The following is a 20,941-nucleotide window of genomic DNA, read 5'->3' as shown; positions in this document are numbered from 1 at the left end:
CACCCGCCGGCCCCGTCCATGCACGATTCAGTCATCGGGCGGTAGCATCACGCCATGCGGCGACAATATGCCGCCCGGACCACAGGGACTTTCGGCAGTGCAAAAACTTCTCAAGACCTTTCTCAGTGGTCTGATCGCCGTGCTGCCGATCATGATCACGATCGCCGTGGTGTTCTGGCTGGTCGGCATGATCGAATCCATGCTCGGCGAAATCCTGCGACTGATTCTGCCCACCGGCGCCTACTGGCGCGGCATGGGTCTGTTCGTGGGCCTGTTGCTGGTGCTCGCCGTCGGATTCCTGATGCGGGCGTTCTTCTTCCGTGAGTTCGTCAAATGGTTCGAACACTGGTTCGAACGCATTCCGCTGATCAAGACGGTCTATGGCGCCGTGCGCGATCTGACCGGCCTGTTCTCCAAGACCGGTCAACAGCAGTTCGACAAGGTCGTGATGGTGCAATGGCCGGGCCTGCCGATGAAGCTGCTGGGCTTCGTCACGATCGAGGATTTTTCCTCGCTGCAGTTTCCACACAGCGAGGAAGACGAAGTGGCGGTCTACATGCCGATGAGCTACCAGATCGGTGGCTATACGGCGTTCATTCCACGGCGCTGCCTGATGCGCGTCGACATGAGCTTCGAAGACGCAATGCGCTTCGTGGTCACCGCCGGCATGTCGCGATCGCCGGATTCCAGATCGAAGGCAGCACCACCCGACGAACGCGTTTGAAACGGCGCCAATTTGGCTGAACCGGTTCTGGCCTTGGCGCGCGACTTCCAGCATGCTGTCTGCATGAACGACGATATCGGTCGCATCTTCTGCATCGGACGCAACTACGCCGCGCACATCGAAGAACTCGGCAATTCGCCGGACTCCGGCTGCGTGGTGTTCATGAAACCGGTTTCGGCGCTGGTCGCGCCTGGCGAGCCGATTCGCCTGCCGCGCGGGCGCGGCGAAACCCATCACGAGGCCGAATTGGTGGTGTCGGTCACCGGCGGTGGCTTCGACGTTCCGGTAGAGTCGGCTTACGAGTGGATCGCAGGCATCACGCTGGGCCTGGACCTTACGCTGCGCGACCTGCAAAGGGAGCTGAAGAAGAGCGGCCAGCCTTGGGAACTGGCCAAGTCATTCGACGGCTCGGCCCCACTCGGCAACTTTCGCCCGTACAACAACCAGGACCTGCAGAACCTGCAGTTCGAATGCAGGGTCAATCGCGAAGTGCGCCAGCGCGGCGATACCTCGCTGATGCTGTATCCGGTATTCCGACTGATCAACATCCTGTCGCAGTCCTGGGCACTGCAGCCCGGCGATGTGATCTTCACCGGCACCCCGGCCGGCGTAGGTCCGCTCAAGCCGGGCGATACCGTCGAGCTTTCCAGCCCGCAGCTGGGCCCGTACCGCTGGACCTGCGAATAGGCCGTTATGCGGCAGCTTTCGAGCTGACCGGCGCCGGGACGGCATCGGCGACACGCGACTCGATCAGTGGTGTCCGCACCCGCCCGAGACATTCGACGTACGGATCGGCCCAGACCTCGGCCGGCGTGATGTAGTTCTTCATCGACCAAGCGAATTGATCACCGGCCCGGACGAAGCAGTACTCCGCAGCGGGCGCCCACACAGGCAGCGGGCGCCCACACAGTGTATCGAGCCACTCAGCGCAGGCTGTGACCGAATACCCGACGGCGACGCAGTGCCAGCAGGGCCGCCAGACCGGCCAGCGTGACCAGGCCGAAGGCACCGCCATCACCACCGCCGCCGTTGTCCACCGGCGGAGGCGCCGGTGCGGCTGCGACGGTCAGCGTTGTGGTCGCGGTGCTGCTGGCGCCTTCCTCGTCTGTCACGCTCAGGCTGAAACCATAGGTTCCGGCCGAGGCCGCCACGAATGTCGGCATGGCCGCCGAGGCGTCCGACAGCGTCACCTCGGGGCCATCAGTCTGAGTCCAGGCATAGACGAAGGCCTCGTCGTCGGGATCGCTCGAACCACTGCCATCCAGCGTGACGGTGTCGCCGACTTCGAAGCCCTCACCGACCACCGCAGCGACAGCCACCGGCGCGGCGTTGACGTTGAGGATCGTGACCACGACCTCATCCGCGTGCTCGCTGGTGCCGTCGCTCACCGTCAGAACAAACGTGAGCGGCGTGTCGGCCGTGACGGCCGGTGCGACAAAACTGGCGTCCTCGGAATCGGTGTCGATCAGCCCGGCGGTCGGTCCGCCGGTCTGCGTCCAGGCGTAGCTCAGTTCGTCACCGTCCGGATCGGTGCCATCACCGTCCAGCGTGATTGTCGCCTGCGTTGCCTTGTTGACAGGCCCAGCCCTGCCCGCCGCCGCTACGCTTGCGCGTTCCGGCGCCGAGAAGTCTTCGGGCGCGATCGCAGTGGGCGGCGACTCGACGTTGAGCACGGTCACGGTCATTTCACCGGTACCGCTCAGGCCACTGCGGTCAGTCGCAGTCAGCAGGAACGTCATCGGTGTGTCGAGATCGACCTGCGGTGCCACGAAGCTCGCCGTATTCGAAGCGGCACCGTCCAGCTCAACCGTGGGGCCGCCGGTTTGCGACCAGGCATAGCTGAGCCCCGCGGTTCCGTCCGGATCGGTAGCCGTTCCCGTGATCGAGATCATCGCCTGCGAACTGGCCCCGTCCGCGCGCTCCGGTGCCGAGAAGCTTTCGACCAGGACAGTCGGCGGCGTCTCCACATTGGTCACGGTCGCCGTGACCGAATCCGAGGACTGCAGGCTGCCGTCGTTCACCGTCAGCGCGAACGTCAGCTCCACATCGTCGTCGAGCTCCGGCGCCACAAAACTAGCCGTCGCCTGGTTCGCCCCGTTCAGGCTCACCGTCGGGCCAGCGGTCTGCACCCACTTGAAGCTGATCGGCTGCCCCTCGTCCAGATCATTGACCGAACCGGCCAGCGTGATCCTTGCCTGTTCGGCACTGCCGTCCGAACGTTCCGGCGCAGAGAAATCCGCCGGCGCTACGGCATACGGCGCGCGGTTCACGCAGACACCGTCATCCGGCAGCACTTCGAGGAACGGCGCTGCGGAGGCCCCGATCACGCCGACGTTGTCGACCAACCAGCCGAAGGCGCCGACACCAGCGTCAGTTAGCTGGCGGAAACGCAGCCGCACGCTGGTCGCGACCAGGGCGGTGCCGAAATCGATCTCGACATGCTCGGCCGTTTCGACGTCATTGATCTCGCCAACGAAAGCCGGTCGGCTGGGGCTGCGAAGGGTTCCATTGTAGCCGTCACCCTGGGTGACCACGGCGCCGGCATCGAATACATCGGTCCAGGCACCACCATTGACGCTGATTTCGATCACGCCACCGTCGTAGCCACGCACTGTGGTGCCACTCTGGTTGAGTTCGAAAGCGTAGTAATGATCGAACCCGATGCCGAAGCTGCCGTCTCCGACCATAATCGGTGGCGTGACCAGTGAAGCGTCGCTGGTCGTCCCGTTGTCGGGAATGTAGTACATCGCACTGCCGAAACTGTCGACGAAGTCATCCGTCAGCGTCCAGTCGCTGCCACCACCGGTGAAGATTGTGCTCCAATCGCGCTCACTCGCCGTCGGCTGTTCGAAATCGTCCAGCGTACGGGTCCGGGTCAAGTCGATATCGACCTGCATCTGGAAGCTGAGGCTGTCCGGAAGGATCGTGACACCGTCATCCGGATTCGGGTCGGCCAAGGTCAAGATGATGGTCTTGAATTCGCCGCTATCGGACGTCATCAGCTTGAGCGGCACCGAACCCGAGGTGGTCTCGCCCAATTCCGCCGGTGGGAAGCTGATCTGGTCGCCGTCGTAGAACGAAATGCCGGGGGCCGACACGGTCGCCGTGACGCCCTCGCTCAGATCGACATTGCCGTCGGTGCTCAGGGTCACCCAGAGCGTGCCGGCTTCATCCTGATCCAGCAGATCGTCGGTATCACAGTAGCCGTAGACACCGTCCTCCTCGCTCATGTCCAGGCTGGTGCCCTCAATCGCCAGCGTGTTGCCGAGCGCAATGAAACTCTCGACCACACCACTATTGGTATCGTCGCCACGATCGGGCGCCACCGCGCCGACACCCATACCACGCCTGGCGAAGGCGATTGCGAGCGTTTCGAAATCCGCCTCGGACGTGGCCGCCGCCACGGCCAGAATGCCGTCGCGCGCTTCCAGGAATGTCGGTGCGTTCGGGGTCATCTTGAGTCCGCCGATCACGTAGTCCTTCATCAGCTCCTGCGCGTCGACGTAGCTGTAGCGTCCAGAGTTGAGCAGGCCTGCGTAGCCTTCCCACAGCACGTTCGTCCAGATTTCCCCGCTGTTGTGGACCTCGGCATTACTGGCACCGTCGGCCCCGAACGCCAAGGGCGCGGTAACAGGCAATGGCACACCGTCTTCGATGTGCTTGAACGTCAGCGGGTTGTAGCTGAAATCAGTCGAATACGGGGCGCGACGGATGCCGAAGTACGGATCGTCCACCACATAGCTCGCCATGCCGTAGACGCCTGCGTAACCGAGATTGGACGGCACCGCCAGATCGGAGTCGCGCACCGTCAGAATCATCGCGCTGAAGTCGCTCCAGCCCTCGCCCATTCCGCGGCCCTGGGCGTTGCTCAGGCCGGAGGCATTGCCCACAAGTCGGTTGCTGACGTAGTGGAACCACTCATGTCCGACGATCTGGAAATCAATCGTGCCGTCGATCATGGGGCTCAGCTCGCGCACCATCAGCGCGGTTACCGGACCATCAACGAGCGCCGAGCGAATCGCGGTTCCGGCCGTCAGCGTTGTCAGCATCGCCGGTATGCGGATCGTCCGGGCCGGACCGCCGCCCATCGCGATGGGCGGCTCATCGATATTGTCCACGATCAGGGCCGCCACGGCGCCAGCGGCTTGGGCGTTCTGCACTTTCTCAGTGAACGCACACAGGCCTCGGTCGATCACCGCGATCTTGCCTTTCAACTGGGCTGCGTTGACGGCTGCCTCGCAGCCGTCGGTTTCGGTGCCCAGCGCCCCGGAATCGGGGTCCTCGCCGATGGTGTCGTCGTCGAAAACGACAAGCTGATTCTGGACCGCGAAATCCACCGGGCCGAAATTGGCGACCTGAAACGGAAACTCGCCGAGCGCAGGCGAAAGCACCTCGAACGTGCCTTTGAGCAGACCGCTCCACAGGAACATCTGCATGCGCGGATTGCCGCCGTCGGCCGGCGTCGACATGTTGGCGTTATTGGTACCCGAATAGTCCTGGCCTTCCGCCAGGATCGGATCGCCCTCGATGCCACCACGACCGTAGTTGCTGAGCTGGGCGTTTCCGGCGACTTCATCGAAGCCGTTGCCATACCACCAGTCATGCAGCCAATTGTTGACGTAGAACAGATTGACGGCGGCCCCGGCCTGCGCCTCCAAATCATCTGGGTCAGCATCGGCGATAATGGCGTAGTCGAAATCTCCGTTTTCGGTCAGCGCCGCACGAAAGTCGTTGCTGTCCGCGGTAAAGCCGTCCGGCGATGAGCGGTCGATGTAGGCGTCCACGTTGTTGCCACGGGTTTCGACCGCCGAAGGCGACAACCAGGGGTCACCACTGGCAATCGGTCCGGATTGCAGGGTCACCAGCGCAGCCTCGGCCGGAACGCGCTCCGGCTTCACATCGGGATCAGGAATCGCAAGCGGGGCGCGCTCATTTCCGAGCGGACCGTCAAACGGACGATACAGCCCATCGGTGTCCGCGAATACACGATAGGAGAAGGCTGCATCCTCCATCAGGTTCTTGCGGAACAGTACGGCACCATCGACCGCACTGATCACATAGCTGTACGCGTCCTGATTGTGGCCGTCGCCGACCTCACCGAACAGTTCCAGATACCACGCCGGAATCAGCTCGTCGTTGACCGCGTAATAGACCTTGCGAACGCGGACCGGGCGCGTGAACCGATAGTCGGCGCCGTTGGCCAATTGCGGCGTGAACAACTCGTAGCCATTGACCATGCCGCCGGAAACCGGCACGCCTGCCAACTGCAGGCGGCCATCACTGAGATCCGCCAAAGCGGGCGCGACCACATCGGCCGCCGCCATCGCAAACGCCGCAGGTGCACTCTTGGGCATCGACGCGAAATAGCCAGCCACCGCCACCGGACTGTAGTCGCCGCGCATCGCCACGGCGAGATTGCGCGCAAAGACCTCGACACCGTTGTAGCGCTGCCCGAATCGGGCGATGACTGCACCACGCCCCATATCCTGCGCATCGTTCAAAACCGCTGCATCCAACATGCTGCGGTCGACGGCCAGATCCGCCGCGACGTGACGCAGAGCATCGCGCGCCGCATATTCGGCACGGTCGGACGCCTCGATCAAACCGATGCCCGCCGGAACGCGGCTCTCCTGAGACGTGAGCCACAGAAAGCTGGCCCGCGCATTGCGCGGTTCGAAACTGGACTGATAGCCGAGACGCTTGCGCAGCTGGACACGCTCATGACGTGCCTGGGTGTGCACTGAATCGAAAGTGCCGCCGAACGTCCCCACACGAGGCGCAGTGTCTAGCCAGGCATCGTAGTTGGGCTTGGACGTTGCAGCGGACGCGGCACCAGCCGAAAACAGGACACAGGCCCCGGCTGTCAGGAATTTACGCATTCGACGCTCACTCTCGAGATTGTCATCGTTGCCCGCATGGGCGTTTCTCGACCGGCAACATCGGCGCACGCCCTACTGTGGAGCGACGCGATTTCGGTTGCTGATCCCCCAGCTCGAGTGTCGGTTCCCGGGCGGGAACCTTCCCCCTTATCAATACAATGCCGTGTAAGCACGCAATCCGTATGCCCGACGTCGCGCGCATTTGTAAGAAAATATCTCATGAACACCGGTGCGCTGGTGAAGCAAGCCGAGGCGGAAAGCGCCGCGAACCCTACCGCATGACGTGAATCACGCGCCGCGTGATGCCACCTGCCCTCGCCCGCCTGCGGGAGAGGGGGCCGTTCGCGAATGCGAGCGGTCGGTGAGGGGAACAGCCATGCCGCAGGCGATTCATTGTGCGAGGTGCCGCTCGCGGCATGGCCGTCAGACGCGCTTGAAACGCTCTTCGGCCAGCAGATCCGCGATGGCGCCGGTGGCGCCACTTTCGAGCTCGGCACGCTCGAAAATCGTGCGCAGGGTGTCGCCGATCCGGTCGAGGTGCTGTCGGACCGTATCCCAGCGATAAGCCTCGCCTTCGTAGTAGATGTCGATGATGCCGCCAGCGTTGATGACGTAGTCCGGCGCGTAAAGAACACCGCGCGCCTTCAGTTCCGCATCATGCGCAGGGCGCGCCAGCTGATTGTTGGCGGCGCCCGCGACGATGCGGGGCCTGAGCTGCGGAATCGTGGTGTCGTTGAGAATCGCGCCCAGCGCGCAAGGAGCAAACACCTCGGCATCGACGGCATGGATCTCGTCCATGCCGACCGATACCGCTCCGAATTCATCGATGCAGCGCTGCACATGCGGCGCGTGGAGGTCGGTGACGGTGAGGCGCGCCCCGGCTTCGTGCAGATGTCGCGCCAGACGATAGCCGACGTTGCCGACACCTTGGATCGCGACGTGCAGGTCTGCCAGATCGTCGCGACCGAGGCGATGGCGAACCGCCGCCTTGAGTCCGACGAATACACCGTAGGCCGTGGCCGGGGACGGATCGCCGGTACGGCCTTCGGCCTGTGCACGCGCATCGGCAAGCCCGCCGACATAACGGGTAACGCCCGCCATTTCATGGATGTCCGCGACGCTGGTGCCGGAATCCTCGGCAATGTAGTACCGCCCGGCGAGCGACTCCACGAACTGCCCCATCGCGCGCATCATCTGCGGTGTCTTGTCACGACGCGGATCACCGATGATCACGCTCTTGCCGCCGCCTTGCGGCAGATTGGCCAGCGCCGCCTTGTAGGTCATGCCACGAGACAGCCGCAGCACGTCGGTGATCGCCTCGGCCTCCGAGGCATAGGGCCACATCCGGCAGCCGCCCAGGGCCTTGCCGAGATTGCTGTTGTGAACCGCGATGATCGCAGACAAGCCGCTCCTCTCGTCGCGGTGGAAGGCCACCAGTTCATGTCCGTCGAATTCGGGATGCGTGAAGATCGCCATGTGGGTATGCCGTCGCGAAGGCTGTGCAGAAAGCCGCGCAGTTTATCCCGAACCCCTGCGTCACACCGTGTTTTCGGGCAGCTTTGACCGCGCTCGGATGCGGCGTAATGGCATAATGGACAAACCGCATCCGCAATGTCCGGGAGATTCCCCCATGTCAGACCCTGGCTCCATCGTCATCACCTCCGTCGCGCGCACGCCCATGGGCGGCATGCTCGGGGAATTGGCCCCGTTGAGCGCGCCGCAACTGGGCGCGAGCGCGATTCGAGCGGCCGTAGAACGGTCCGGATTGAAGCCGGAGGCCATCGAAGAAGTGATCTTCGGCTGCTGCCTGATCGCAGGCCTGGGACAGGCGCCCGCGCGCCAGGCTGCGCGCGGCGCCGGTCTTCCGGACAGCGCCGGCGCCACGCAGATCAGCAAGATGTGCGGTTCGGGGCTCAAGGCCGTGATGCTGTCGCATGACCTGATCAAGGCCGGCACGGCCGGGGTGATGGTGGCCGGCGGCATGGAAAGCATGAGCAACGCCCCGTATCTGCTGGCGCGTGCCCGTGCCGGCTATCGCTACGGCCACAACACCGTCTACGACCACATGGCATTGGACGGACTCGAAGACGCCTATCAGAGGCACACGCCGATGGGCGTGTTCGCCGAACGTGCCGTTGAACGCTACGAGTACACCCGCGAGGATCAGGACGCCTTCGCGATCGAGTCCCTGCGCCGCGCCCTGGCCGCCAATCAGGACGGTAGCTTCGATTTCGAGACCACCCCGGTTGAGGTGCCCGGCCGAGGCGGATCGACCACGATCCGTCACGACGAGCAACCCGGCAAGGCGCGCCCGGACAAGATCCCGCTGCTCAAGCCGGCGTTCGAAAAGGGGGGCACCGTCACCGCCGCCAATGCCAGTTCGATCTCGGACGGCGCCGCAGCCGTGGTGCTGATGAGCCAGTCGGAATCCGAAAAGCGCGGTATTGCGCCGCTCGCACGGATCGTCGGCCACGCCTCGCATGCGCGTCTGCCTTCGGAATTCACGATCGCGCCGGTGTACGCGATCAGCGCCCTGCTGGAGCGGATCGGCTGGACCGTCGGCGATGTCGACCTGTGGGAGATCAACGAGGCGTTCGCAGTGGTCACGATGGCAGCGATGAAGGAGCACGAATTGCCGCACGACATCGTCAACATCCACGGCGGCGCCTGCGCGCTGGGCCATCCGATCGGCGCCAGTGGCGCGCGCATCCTGACCACGCTGATCGGCGCGTTGCGCAAGACCGGCGGCCGCCGCGGTATCGCCTCGCTGTGCATCGGTGGCGGCGAAGCGGTCGCAGTCGCGATCGAGATGTACTGAAAAGCCTGCGCCCGTCCGAAGCCGCGCCATCGGGTACTCAGCGCGGCAGCACGATGTTCAGGGCGTCGATCAGCCGATCGACGTCGGCCGCGCTGGTGTAGTGCACGAACGACAGTCTCAGCACGCCGGGATCGGGCGCAAGACCCATCGCTTCGAGCAGACGCACCGAATAGAAGTGTCCGGCGCCGGCCATGATTCCGCGTTCGGCGAGCTTGGCGACCACATCGGCCGGCGAACCGCTGGTCACCTGAAGCGCCACGGTCGCTGCGCGCCGCGCCGCATCCGCCGGCCCGAGCAGGCGCAGTGCCGGGCGATCCTTCACCGCATCCAGCAGTTTCTGCAGCAGTGGCCGTTCGGCAGCCCTCAGCAAGGCCCGAATGCGCGGTGCGCGGTGCGCGGGGTCGGCCGAGGGATAATGGTGCGCATCCAGCGCGTCGAAATACTCGGCGACACCGGCCGCCGCCGCGACCTGCGCATGATCGGGCCCTGCCGGCACCATGCGTCTGCGAGGCTGCTGGGCGTTGAAGTAGTGGCCTTCATTGCCGAGCCAGTCCAGGAACGCCGGGCGCAGCGCCATCAGCCCCTGATGCGGACCGAAGGTCTTGTACATCGACAACAGATAGGCGTCGGCATCCAGCTCCGCAAGATCCGCAAAACCATGACCGGCATAGGACACGGCGTCGACCACGGTCCACACACCGGCAGCGCGGGCCTGCGCCACGATCGCCCGCACCGGATTGATCTCGGCCACGATGTTCGAGCAATGCGGAAACGCCAGCAGCCGCGTGCGCGGCGTGATCAGCGTCGCCAGCACCGCAGGGTCCAGGCGGCCGCTGCGCGGGTCCACGTTCCAATCGCGGACCACCACACCGTCATCAGACAGTTGCCGCCAGACACCGCCATTGGCTTCATGGTCCTGCTGGCTGACGATGATCTCGTCACCGCGTCGCAGGCGCTTGCGCGCAGCCTGAGCCAGCACGTAGGTGTTCTGCGAGGTCGACGGGCCGAAGTGCAGCCAGTCGGGCGGCACGCCGAGATACGGTGCGAGCCGTTCGTAGGCCTGATCCATCCACTGCCCCGCCTCACGGGACGCTGCGTAGCCGCCATGCGGCTGAACCTTCAAGCGCCGGTAGTACTCGCCAAGGCGATCGATCACCTGGCGGCAGGCGTAGGAGCCACCGGCATTCTCGAAGAAGGCGGAGCCTGCGAGGCTGGGTTCGGCGAACGCGGGGAATTGCGTACGCACGAATTCGATATCAAGTTCGGTCGACATGAGGATTCGGGGGCTGTTCCTTCATGGGGGCTGAAATGAAGCGTTGCGCGGGCCGCAGGCTGTACACATCGATCGGCGATGGCAAGCGCCACGATGCATGGTCGCTGGCGACGACGGCCGACTCGAAGCGCATGCCCAGCTTGCGCGCAACGGCCCGGGATGCGGTGTTTTCGCGATCGATCGCAGCGAACACAAGGGCTGGCGCAAGCGTTCGAAGGCATCGCGACAGACCGCCACGGCGGCCTCGATCGCGTAGCCACGGCGCCAGTGGGCCGGCGACACCCACCTCGCCAGATCGAGGCGCGCCACACGGTCCAAAGCTTGCATTCCGGCGACGCCGATCAGCTCGCCGGTGTCGACCTGCAGCATCGCGCCGATACAGGTTCCGGTGTGCGCAAGACTGCGTTGCTGGCGCGACAGAAAGTGCTCGCTGAGCGCCTCGCTCATCGGCTGCCCGCCGTTGATGAAGCGCATCATTTGCAGATTTTCGGATCGGAGACCAGGCGGGAAAAGCCGGCGCGATCATCCTTGCTCCAGGCACGAATCAGCAGCCGCTCGGTCCGTAATTCAAATGCATTCATGGCGGGTACACGATAGCCTGCCCGTACTCTCTGCGCCGCACCGTGCGACGGTCCGCCGGTATTCAGCTTGCCTGATCTACAGTGACCGTCGACTTCTCGATGCGATCTTGAGGAACGGACCATGAAAAAACTGATCATGGCTTTCGCCATCGTCGGTGTGGCGACCAGCGCCTTCGCCGCCAAGGTGGCCGGTGTGGACATCAAGGACACGGCCAGCGTGGACGGCACCGAACTTGTACTCAACGGTGCAGGCCTGCGCAAGAAGTACATCATCGCCGACGTCTATGTCGCAGCCCTTTACCTACCCCGGAAAACCAGCGACGCCGCAGCGGTGATCGATGCCCAGGAACCGCGCCGCGTCACGCTGGTGATGAAGCGCAGCCTCAGCGCCGACACCCTCATGGGTGCGTTTCACGAAGGGGTCGAAAAGAACCTCAGCGAGGATGAGCTGACCGCGCTGCAACCCAAGCTCGAAGAACTCGATAGCCTGTTCCGTGAGGTGGGCTCGGTGGAGGAAGGTGACGAACTCAAGCTCGATTTCGCCGCCGATGGCAGCACCGGCATTGTCTTCGAGGACCGCAAGCTTGACGCGGTTCAGGGGGCTGATCTGTCCTCCGCGCTGCTGAAGATCTGGTTGGGTGAACATCCGGTCCAGGCCGATCTGAAGAAGGCGATGCTCAAAGGCTGAACCGCAACCAACACCTGCCGCGGGGCCGCCGTTCCGACGAGCGGCCTTTTTTTTGGCCACACATGCGCATGGCACCCTTATTGCTGGCCAAGGAATGTCAAACCCCATGGAACGCAGATGGCCATACTGACGATCAGTTTCCTCGGCGTGCCGGAGTCCGAACGCTCGGCGATCGTCTCGGCCGTCAACATCGCGGCCCACGCCCTGACAGCCGAACTCGAATGGACGACCGCCGCCGCCGACATCAGCATCGTCGACGTCGTCACCGGGCATTGGCCAGAGGACGAGCGTGCGGTGATCCGCTACACCAGCAACCGCACGTGCTGCAGCGATGCCGATTTCTCGCGGCCGATCCGCCCTACAGCCCTGATGGACGCGCTCAGGGCTGCGGTCGGCCGGGCCCAGTCGCGCCTTCATGTCGAAAAATCCAAGGCCCGCCGCGACGCAGCGGCCACCGCCTGGTATCGGGGTGCTCCGGCGGAACAGAGCCGGACCGACGAAGCCAAGGCAAAGACCGCGTCCCGCCATGTGATCTACCGCGGCAACCGTCTCGGCGGGTGAATCGCCTTAACGTGAATCACGCGCGGCGTGATGCCGAGCTACCCTCGCCCGCCTGCGGGAGAGGGGGGCCGCTCGTGAATGCGAGCGGTGGGTGAGGGCAACGGCCATGCCGCAGCAGATTCATACTGCGGGGTGCCGCTTGGCGGCATGGCCGTTAGCGCGGCGTCAAAAAAGCAAACCGCTCGGCCGCCCGTGGCGCTTTCAGCGTGGCCATATCGATCACGAATCGATATTTTATGCAGCGGCCGCCCGGTAGCCGAGGCTTTCGAACAGAAAGTCCACCACCTGCATATTGCTGAAAGCCGCGAAACGGCGGTTGGGGCCGGCGTCCTGCAAGCTGTCATGCAGGATGCCGCCAAGCAGGGAGTGCGTCATCTTGGCACAGAGTTTGGGCGGCAGATCAGGGCGGATCTGGCCGCGCGCCTGTCCGCAAGTGAACAGCTGCTCGATCTCCTGATGCTTGGAATCGAACTCGTTGTCCAGAATTTCCGTGAACTCGCGCATCTCGTCCACGTATTCGCAGCGGTGATAGATGATGTCCAGCACCTTGCGCGCATGCGGATCGCGCAGCAGATCGCCGACGATGTATCGCAAGAAGTTGCGTAAAGCGCCGATCGGATCGTCCACCGCCGCTCTCTGCATCTGTTCACGATGAATCGCAATCGTCGCGTCCATGCGCCGGCACATCGCGAGCAATAGCTCGCGCTTGTTGGCGAAGTGCCAGTAGACCGCGCCGCGCGTACAACCGGCCCTGCGTGCCACCTCTTCAAGGCTGCTGCGCGACACTCCCTTTTCGCGAAAGACGTCTTCGGCCGCGTCGAGTATCGATTCGCGAGTCTGAATCGCCTCTTCTTTCGTTCGCCTGGCCATACGAGCCTACGTCCCCTCCGAGCTGAGGCGCTAATTCCGCCAAAAAACCTTTTCCGGACACGCCCCCCAGGGCCATCGGAATTTCCTGCACAACGCAAGAGATAAGCGCTGATACTCTAGTTGATTGACTTGCCTGTTTACAAACATCCGCGAATGTTTGTAAATTAGCGGCCTGGTCAATTTCCCTGCGCACGGCGTCCCATTGTTCGTCCGCGAGCTTGGCCTGTTTTGTTCCCACTTTTTCGCCCCGGACCGATCTATCGCCATGGCCACGCTTTCGCGCCTTTATTGCCTGTCATTCGCGGCCAGCCTGGGCTTGCTGCTTGCCGCCTGCGGTACGGGGGAGGAGCATGCTCCTCCCCCGCCGGCAAAAGTCGGCATCGTCACGGTGAAAGCCGGGCCGGTGCCGATCATCAACGAACTGCCGGGCCGCCTGTCGCCGACGCGCGTCGCCCAGGTGCGGGCGCGGGTGTCCGGCATCGTGCTGGAACGCAAGTTCGAAGAGGGCAGCGAGGTCAAGGCCGATCAGGTGTTGTTCCAGATCGATCCGGCGCCGCTGCGAGCCGCCTACAACAACGCCAGGGCGGCCCTGGCGCAGGCCCAGGCCGATGCCTTCCAGGCGCAGGCGCTGGCCAAGCGCTACGCAACGCTGATCGACTCCAATGCCGTCAGCCGGCAGGAATACGACGATGCGGTCGCCGCGCAGAAACAGACTCAGGCGCAAGTGGATGCGGCCCGGGCCAATCTCGACACTGCACGCATCAATCTGGACTACGCTTCGGTCAAGGCGCCCATTTCCGGCCGTATCGGCCGCGCGCTGGTCACCGAAGGCGCGCTGGTCGGCGAAGGCGAAGCCACGCTGCTGGCCACCATCCGCCAGCTCGACCCGATCTATGCGGACTTCACCCAGTCCGCCGCGGACCTCAACGACCTGCGCCGTCGCTTCGAGGCCGGCAAGATCAAGCGCGTGGGCCGCGAGGCGGCGCAGGTGCGCCTGGTCACCGACCACGGCGAGGAATACCCGCATGGCGGCAAGCTGCTGTTCTCCGATGTCAGCGTGGATCCCGATACCGCCCAGGTGTCGCTGCGCGGCCTGTTCCCCAATCCGGACGGGGAACTGCTGCCGGGCGCCTATGTTCGCGTCCGCATCGAGCAGGCGGTCTCCGAAAACGCGATCACCGTCCCGCAGCAGGCGATTCAGCGCAACAGCGCCGGCCAGGCCCTGGTGAGCCTGGTGGTGCCGGCCGGCGGCGACGGAAAACCGGGCTACAAGGCCGAGCAAATCGTGGTCGAACTCGGCAATACCGTGGGCGATCGCTGGATCGTGGAGCAAGGTCTCAAGCAGGGCGACAAGCTCATCGTCGAAGGCCTCCAGCACGCCAAGCCGGGCTCCGCAGTCGCGCCCCGGCCCTGGCAACCGGAAACCCCGATCAAACCCGGTGAATCCCCGAAAGGCGCAACACCACCCAACGCCAAGAACGACGACTCGAAGCAGTGATCGTGCACCTGCCATTCGCTGTACGGCAGCCCCCCGACACGCGCGGAAACTGAAGCCGAGAACCGACCCATGCCCAATTTTTTCATCGATCGCCCGATCTTCGCCTGGGTGGTGGCCCTGTTCATCATCCTGTTCGGCGTGCTCGCGATTCCCAAGCTGCCGGTGGCGCAGTATCCGGAAGTCGCGCCGCCGAGCATCGAGATCACCGCACTGTACCCCGGCGCCTCGGCCGAGCAGCTCGACCAGAGTGTGACCAGCCTGGTGGAACAGGAGCTCAACGGCGCGGTCGGCATGATCTACTACTCGTCCACGAGTTCGTCCTCGGGCCGCGCCGTGATCACCGCCACCTTCAAGTCGGGCACCGATCCGGACCTGGCGCAGGTCGAGGTTCAGAACCGTATCAGCCGGGTGGAATCGCGCCTGCCGCAACAGGTGCTCGAACAGGGCCTGCAGGTGGAGAAGGCCAACGCCGGCTTTCTCATGGTCGGTGCACTGTTGTCGGACAACCCGAACTACGAGTACATCGCGCTCGGCGACTATGTCACTCGCAATGTCATCAACGAGGTGCGGCGCGTTCCCGGCGTCGGCAAGGCACAGCTGTTCGCGCCGGAACGCGCGCTGCGGGTGTGGATCGACCCGGCCAGGCTGACTGGCCTGGAGCTGACGCCAGCGGATGTCTACAACGCGATTTCCGCGCAGAACGCGCAGGTTTCCGCCGGTACGCTCGGCGACAAACCGTCCACGCCGACACAGCAGATCACCGCCACCGTCACCGTCAAGGGCCAGCTTTCGACACCGGAGGAGTTCGGCAAGATCATCCTGCGCAGCACCCAGGACGGTTCGATCGTGCGGCTGCGCGATGTTGCGCGGGTAGAGGTCGGCGCCCAGACCTATCAGTTCAATTCCTGGGTCAACGGCAAGGACGCGGCGGCTTTCGGCGTGCAGCTCGCACCCGGCGCCAATGCGCTGGCCACGGCCAAGGCGGTGCGTGCCAAACTCGACGAGCTGTCGAAGTACTTCCCGCCCGGCGTCTACGCCGAGGTGCCTCACGACACCTCGCCGTTCATCGAGATCTCCATCGAAAAGGTGCTGCACACGCTGGTGGAGGCGATGGTGCTGGTATTCCTGGTGATGTACCTGTTCTTGCAGAACTTCCGCTACACGCTGATTCCGACCATCGTGGTACCGATCGCGCTGCTGGGCATGATCAGCGTGCTGATGGTGCTGGGCTTTTCGATCAACGTGCTGACCATGTTCGGCATGGTGCTGGCCATCGGCATCCTGGTGGACGACGCGATCATCGTCGTGGAAAACACCGAACGCATCATGGTCGATGGCGAGCAGACGCCGCGCGCCGCCGCGCGCAAGGCCATGCAGCAGATTACCGGCGCGGTGGTCGGCATCACCCTGGTGCTGACGGCGGTGTTCCTGCCGCTGGCCTTCATGTCCGGCTCGGTCGGCGTGATCTACCGGCAGTTCTCGGTGTCGATGGCCGTGTCCATCATGTTTTCGGGCTTTCTGGCGCTGTCGCTGACACCGGCGCTGTGCGCCACCCTGCTCAAGCCGGCGACTCACGGCAGCGACCACGTCCGCGACATCCGCCGCGGTCCGATGGGTATCGTTGACCGCTTCTTCAACGGGTTCAATCGCAGTTTCGAGCGCACCACGCTGCACTACGAGAAAGGCGTGGCGCGGGCCATCACCCGGCCGTGGCGCTTCATGGCGGTATTCGCGGTCATCGTCGCGATGACGGGCTTCCTGTTCCTGCGCCTACCGGGCTCATTTCTTCCGGTCGAGGACCAGGGAACGGTACTCGTGGATATCCAGCTGCCACCAAACGCCAGCGCCAACCGTACCGAAGCGGTATCGCGACAGGTGGAGAACTACTACCTGGGGCCACCGGAGATGCGCGAAAAGATTGCCCGGGCCCGCGCCGACGGCGACGAGGCGCGCGTCGAGGCGCTGCGCAGCCAGCTCACGCCGACCCAGCAGGCCATCGGCAGGCAAGTCATGATCAGCGGCTTCAGCTTCTCCGGCACCGGCCCCAATGCTGCGATTTCCTTCGTGAAGCTGCTCGACTGGTCGGAACGTGACGACGAGCAATCGGCGACGGCGATCGCCGCTCGCGGCATCGACGATCTGCTGATGAATTCGGAGATCAAGGGCGCCCAGGTGCTGTCGATCGTGCCGCCGGCGATTCAGGGGATGGGCACCAGCAGCGGTTTCGAGTTCCGTTTGCAGGATCGTTCCGGCCAGGGCTACGCCGCGCTCAAGCAGGCCAGCGAGACCCTGATGGCCAATGCCCAGCGCAGCGGCAAGATCAACCCGAGAACGCTGCGCGTGACCGCCCTGCCCGACTCGGCCCAGCTCGAAGTGCAGATCGATCGCGATGCGGCGAGCGCCCTGGGGGTGTCCTTCGGCGACATCAACCAGACGCTGTCCTTCGCCCTGGGCTCGGCCATCATCAACGACTTCCCCAACGAAGGCCGCATGCAGCGGGTGGTGATTCAGGCGGAATCGGACTGGCGCATGTCACCCGAGGACATCCTGCGCCTGGACGTGGGCAACAGCCGTGGCGACATGGTGCCGATGTCCGCCTTCGCCACCACGAAATGGACGTTCGGACCGGTCCTCATGACCCGCTACAACGGCTACCCGTCCATCAATATTTCCGGTGAGGGCCTGCCGGGTGTCAGCAGTGGCGAAGCCATGGACACCATGGAACGGCTCGCCGGTACGCTCAGCGTCGGCTACGGCTTCGAGTGGACCGGTCAATCGCTGCAGGAAAAGCAATCCGGCGCACAGGCACCGATGCTGCTCGGCCTGTCGGTGCTGGTCGTGTTCCTGGTGCTGGCCGCCCTCTACGAAAGCTGGGCGATCCCGTTGTCGGTGATCCTGGTGGTGCCGCTGGGCGTGCTCGGCGCGGTGGTTGCCGTGACCCTGACCGGCATGCCCAACGACGTGTTCTTCAAGGTCGGCCTGGTCACCATCATCGGCCTGTCGGCCAAGAACGCGATCCTGATCGTGGAGTTCGCCAAGGACTTGCACGCCGAAGGCCGCAGCGTGTACGACTCCACCGTGGAGGCTGCACGCCTGCGCTTCCGGCCGATCCTGATGACCTCGCTGGCCTTCGGCTTCGGTGTACTGCCGCTGGCGATCGCAAGCGGCGCCAGCTCGGCGAGCCAGCGCGCCGTCGGCGTCGGCGTGCTCGGCGGCATCATCGCCGCCACGGTACTGGCGATCTTCCTGGTGCCGGTGTTCTTCGTCGCCGTCAACAAGATCTTCGGGGCCAAGCCAAACGATCCGGATGCAAACCCGCAGCTGGCGGCACAGGAGCCCCGTTCATGAGCCCCAACGCACCCACAGTGTCGCTGCGCCGCGTGCTCGCCGCGACCGCCATCGCCCTGCTCGCGGGCTGTTCCATGGCACCGAGATACGAACGCCCGCAGGCGCCGATTGCGGGCAGCTATATCGAAACGGAGACCGCGGAATCCGGCGATGGCGCCGTCGCCGCTGCCGGCGATCGCCGTGCCTCCGAGATTCCATGGCAGCAATTCTTCGGCGACGCGCGCCTGCGTGGCCTGATGGACATCGCACTGGACAACAATCGCGATCTGCGTCAGGCGATTCTGAATGTGGAGGCGGCGCGCGCGCAGTTTCGTATTCAGCGTGCCGATCGCCTGCCCACGGTTAATGCCGATGCCCAGGGCACGCGCCAGCGCGTTCCGGACGGCACCGCGTCCAGCACCGGCGCGACTACCGGTGGCGGTGGGATCTACGAACAGTACTCGGTCGGGCTCGGCGTCTCCGCCTACGAACTCGATCTGTTCGGCCGCGTGCGCAGCCTGCGCGATGCTGCGCTGGCCGAATACCTGGCAACCGAACAGGCTCGTCGCGGCGCGCAGATTTCGCTGATCGCCGCCGTCGCCACGGCCTACCTCAACGAACGCTCGGCGGCCGAGCGGATGGACATCGTCCTCGGCACGCTGGACACGCGCGCCGAAAGCCTGCACCTGGCGCAGCTGCGCTTCGACGCCGGCGTTGGCTCCGAACTGGAACTGCGGGAGGCCCAGACGCTGCATGCCACGGCGCGCGCGCAACTCGCCGCGGCGAAGCGCGAGCAAGCTCAGGCGCGCAATTCACTGACGCTGCTGATCGGCCAGCCGATCCCCGAGGACCGTCTGCCACCGCCGTTGCCCCTGGGGCAGCAGGCGCTGATCGCGGACGTCCCTGCCGGGCTGCCGTCCGAGCTGATCGAGCGACGTCCCGACATCCTCGCCGCCGAACAGTCCCTGCGCGCGGCCAATGCCAGCATCGGTGCGGCGCGCGCCGCATTCTTCCCGCGCATCAGCCTGACCGGCAGCTACGGCACAAGCAGCAGCGAATTCGATGGACTGTTCGACTCGGGCACCGAGTCATGGTCGTTCATGCCGCAGATCACGCTGCCGATCTTCGATGCCGGCCGCAATCGCGCCAATCTCGACCTTGCGCGCCTACGCGAAAACATCGCCGTGGCGGAATACGAAAAGGCCATCCAGACGGCCTTCCGCGAGGTTGCGGACGGTCTGGCTGCACGATCCACGCTGGACGAAGAGCTGGCCGCCCAGGCCGACTTGCTCGAAGCCACGCAGCGACGCATGGAACTCAGCGAACTTCGCTACCGCAGCGGCGTCGACAGCAGCCTGCAACGCCTCGATGCGCAACGCGCACTGTTCGAGGCGCAGCAGTCGATGCTGCAAACCCGCCTGCTGCGCCTGACCAGTCTGGTCGACCTGTACCGCGCGCTCGGGGGCGGCTGGCTCGCCGACGAGCAAACCGAGGAAGCAGGCGAAGTCGCCGATCCGTCCTAGCTGCGAAGCCAGTAAAGCGCACCGAGCAGCGCCAGGCTGACGCCGCACAACCAGACCGTTCCCGGCAGGAAGTAGGGCGCCAGCATCAAGGCCACGCCGACCACCAGCGGCGGCGCCATCGCCTGCTTCTTGCCGTACAGAAACGCGGCCAGGCCGATCGAGCTGAAGACGATCGACGCGAACAGGTAGGCGGGGCTGGGCATGCGCGAGAACTCCGTGGAAGCCACTGTTCGGGTCAGCACGCGAGGTGGACGCTTGTGCTCCCCGCTGACTATCGTGGCGTCCCCATTCTGGAGAGCCCCCCGATGCGCTACAACACCCTGTCCGTGGATGTCGACGACACCGGCATCGCCACATTGCAACTGAATCGGCCCGGGCAACTCAACGCCTTCACGGTCGAGATGGCCAACGAGCTCGTCGACTTCTTCACTGGCGTCAACGCGCGCGACGATATTCGCGCGATCGTGGTCACCGGCAGCGGCCGGGCGTTTTGCGCCGGAATGGACCTGTCGGTCGAAGGCAATGTCTTCGGCCTCGATGAAACGCTGCAGCCCACGCTCGCCGACATGCGCGAGCGCCTCGACGATCCTGCCATCTTCAAGGGCGTGCGCGACACCGGCGGCCGCGTCACGCTCTCGATCTTCGATTGCAACAAGCCTGTCATTGCGGCGATCAACGGCGCGGCGGTCGGCATCGGCGCCACCATGACGCTGGCCATGGACTTCCGGCTGGCCTCGGACAAGGCCCGCATCGGCTTCGTGTTCGGCCGGCTCGGCATCGTGCCGGAAGCCTGTTCGAGCTGGTTCCTGCCGCGTATCGTCGGGCTCAGCCAGGCCCTGGAATGGACCTACAGCGCGGACATTCTCGACGCCCAGACGGCACTCGATGGCGGTCTGCTCAAGGCCGTGCTGCCGCCCGAACAACTGCTCGACGAAGCCTGCGCGCTGGCGCGTCGCATCACCCAGAACCGTTCTCCGGTCGCGGTCGCGCTGACGCGTCAGATGATGATGCGCAACTCGGCGCAGCCGCATCCGCTGGAAGCGCATCGCGTGGATTCCCTGGCAGTGTTCTACACCAGCACCCGTGACGGCAAGGAAGGCGTGCAGGCGTTTCGCGAGAAGCGACCGCCGCAATTCAGCCCGAGCACCGAGCTGCCGCCGTTCTGCGAGGAGTGGCTGGGTCGTCCGGATTGACCTGCG

General features: G+C 64.6%; 17 protein-coding genes. 9 read left to right on the top strand and 8 right to left on the bottom strand.

Going from position 1 to position 20,941, the window contains the following annotated elements; translation table 11 throughout:
• Window positions 1-97 precede the first annotated feature (97 nt).
• Both RM530_RS06120 and RM530_RS06115 read left to right on the top strand, forming a co-directional pair.
• The gene (locus RM530_RS06120; RefSeq protein ID WP_311364335.1) at window positions 98-724 is read left to right on the top strand and encodes a DUF502 domain-containing protein; all 627 of its coding nucleotides are present in this window, start codon (window positions 98-100) and stop codon (window positions 722-724) included.
• Window positions 725-736: 12 nt separating this feature from the next.
• Window positions 737-1,411 (top strand): fumarylacetoacetate hydrolase family protein, encoded by a 675-nt coding sequence (locus RM530_RS06115; RefSeq protein WP_311364334.1) that lies wholly within the window; start codon window positions 737-739, stop codon window positions 1,409-1,411.
• Window positions 1,412-1,415: 4 nt separating this feature from the next.
• Here RM530_RS06115 and RM530_RS06110 read toward each other — a convergent pair whose 3' ends face one another.
• The 3 genes from RM530_RS06110 to RM530_RS06100 form a co-directional block, all read right to left on the bottom strand.
• Window positions 1,416-1,553 carry a hypothetical protein gene (locus RM530_RS06110; RefSeq protein WP_311364333.1) on the bottom strand — a complete coding sequence of 46 codons (138 nt, stop codon included), beginning with the start codon at window positions 1,551-1,553 and terminating at the stop codon, window positions 1,416-1,418.
• 94 nt (window positions 1,554-1,647) lie between these two features.
• Window positions 1,648-6,603: a M36 family metallopeptidase gene (locus tag RM530_RS06105; RefSeq protein WP_311364332.1), complete on the bottom strand. Its 4,956-nt coding sequence runs from the start codon at window positions 6,601-6,603 to the stop codon at window positions 1,648-1,650.
• A gap of 423 nt (window positions 6,604-7,026) precedes the next feature.
• Complete coding sequence (locus tag RM530_RS06100; RefSeq protein WP_311364331.1) at window positions 7,027-8,079, bottom strand: Glu/Leu/Phe/Val dehydrogenase dimerization domain-containing protein; 1,053 nt, start codon at window positions 8,077-8,079, stop codon at window positions 7,027-7,029.
• A gap of 154 nt (window positions 8,080-8,233) precedes the next feature.
• Here RM530_RS06100 and RM530_RS06095 point away from each other — a divergent pair, with 154 nt between their 5' ends.
• Window positions 8,234-9,421: an acetyl-CoA C-acyltransferase gene (locus tag RM530_RS06095; RefSeq protein WP_311364330.1), complete on the top strand. Its 1,188-nt coding sequence runs from the start codon at window positions 8,234-8,236 to the stop codon at window positions 9,419-9,421.
• Between the two features lie 37 nt (window positions 9,422-9,458).
• Here the strand turns inward: RM530_RS06095 and RM530_RS06090 are convergent, their stop codons facing one another.
• From RM530_RS06090 to RM530_RS06080, 3 genes are read right to left on the bottom strand one after another with little or no spacing between them, the layout of a single operon-like run.
• Window positions 9,459-10,694 (bottom strand): aminotransferase class V-fold PLP-dependent enzyme, encoded by a 1,236-nt coding sequence (locus RM530_RS06090; RefSeq protein WP_311364329.1) that lies wholly within the window; start codon window positions 10,692-10,694, stop codon window positions 9,459-9,461.
• A 21-nt stretch (window positions 10,695-10,715) separates the two neighbouring features.
• Window positions 10,716-11,171: a GNAT family N-acetyltransferase gene (locus RM530_RS06085; RefSeq protein ID WP_311364328.1), complete on the bottom strand. Its 456-nt coding sequence runs from the start codon at window positions 11,169-11,171 to the stop codon at window positions 10,716-10,718.
• Entirely contained in the window at window positions 11,168-11,413 is a 246-nt protein-coding gene (locus RM530_RS06080; protein WP_311364327.1) for a hypothetical protein, read from the bottom strand. The genes RM530_RS06085 and RM530_RS06080 overlap by 4 nt, the downstream gene beginning before the upstream one ends.
• Here RM530_RS06080 and RM530_RS06075 point away from each other — a divergent pair.
• Both RM530_RS06075 and RM530_RS06070 read left to right on the top strand, forming a co-directional pair.
• Complete coding sequence (locus RM530_RS06075) at window positions 11,397-11,963, top strand: chalcone isomerase family protein (RefSeq protein WP_311364326.1); 567 nt, start codon at window positions 11,397-11,399, stop codon at window positions 11,961-11,963. The genes RM530_RS06080 and RM530_RS06075 overlap by 17 nt on opposite strands.
• Before the next feature lie 117 nt (window positions 11,964-12,080).
• Complete coding sequence (locus RM530_RS06070) at window positions 12,081-12,524, top strand: hypothetical protein (protein ID WP_311364325.1); 444 nt, start codon at window positions 12,081-12,083, stop codon at window positions 12,522-12,524.
• A 234-nt stretch (window positions 12,525-12,758) separates the two neighbouring features.
• Here the strand turns inward: RM530_RS06070 and RM530_RS06065 are convergent, their stop codons facing one another.
• A complete protein-coding gene (locus tag RM530_RS06065) occupies window positions 12,759-13,394 on the bottom strand; it encodes a TetR family transcriptional regulator (RefSeq protein ID WP_311364324.1) in 636 nt (211 codons plus the stop codon).
• Window positions 13,395-13,659: 265 nt separating this feature from the next.
• On the opposite strand from RM530_RS06065, the gene RM530_RS06060 reads away from it, so the two are divergent.
• The 3 genes from RM530_RS06060 (at window position 13,660) to RM530_RS06050 (ending at window position 19,742) form a co-directional block, all read left to right on the top strand.
• On the top strand, window positions 13,660-14,892 hold the full coding sequence (locus RM530_RS06060; protein ID WP_311364323.1) for an efflux RND transporter periplasmic adaptor subunit: 1,233 nt from the start codon (window positions 13,660-13,662) through the stop codon (window positions 14,890-14,892).
• Between the two features lie 69 nt (window positions 14,893-14,961).
• Entirely contained in the window at window positions 14,962-18,240 is a 3,279-nt protein-coding gene (locus tag RM530_RS06055) for an efflux RND transporter permease subunit (protein ID WP_311364322.1), read from the top strand.
• On the top strand, window positions 18,237-19,742 hold the full coding sequence (locus RM530_RS06050; protein WP_311364321.1) for an efflux transporter outer membrane subunit: 1,506 nt from the start codon (window positions 18,237-18,239) through the stop codon (window positions 19,740-19,742). The genes RM530_RS06055 and RM530_RS06050 overlap by 4 nt, the downstream gene beginning before the upstream one ends.
• Here RM530_RS06050 and RM530_RS06045 read toward each other — a convergent pair.
• The gene (locus RM530_RS06045; protein WP_311364320.1) at window positions 19,739-19,945 is read right to left on the bottom strand and encodes a hypothetical protein; all 207 of its coding nucleotides are present in this window, start codon (window positions 19,943-19,945) and stop codon (window positions 19,739-19,741) included. The two genes, RM530_RS06050 and RM530_RS06045, sit on opposite strands and share 4 nt — an antisense overlap.
• Before the next feature lie 102 nt (window positions 19,946-20,047).
• Here RM530_RS06045 and RM530_RS06040 point away from each other — a divergent pair, with 102 nt between their 5' ends.
• The gene (locus RM530_RS06040; RefSeq protein ID WP_311364319.1) at window positions 20,048-20,935 is read left to right on the top strand and encodes a crotonase/enoyl-CoA hydratase family protein; all 888 of its coding nucleotides are present in this window, start codon (window positions 20,048-20,050) and stop codon (window positions 20,933-20,935) included.
• Window positions 20,936-20,941: the final 6 nt, after the last annotated feature.

This window comes from Banduia mediterranea (assembly GCF_031846245.1).
GTDB lineage: Bacteria > Pseudomonadota > Gammaproteobacteria > Nevskiales > Nevskiaceae > Banduia > Banduia mediterranea.
This window is presented reverse-complemented; position numbering and strand designations above follow the sequence as displayed.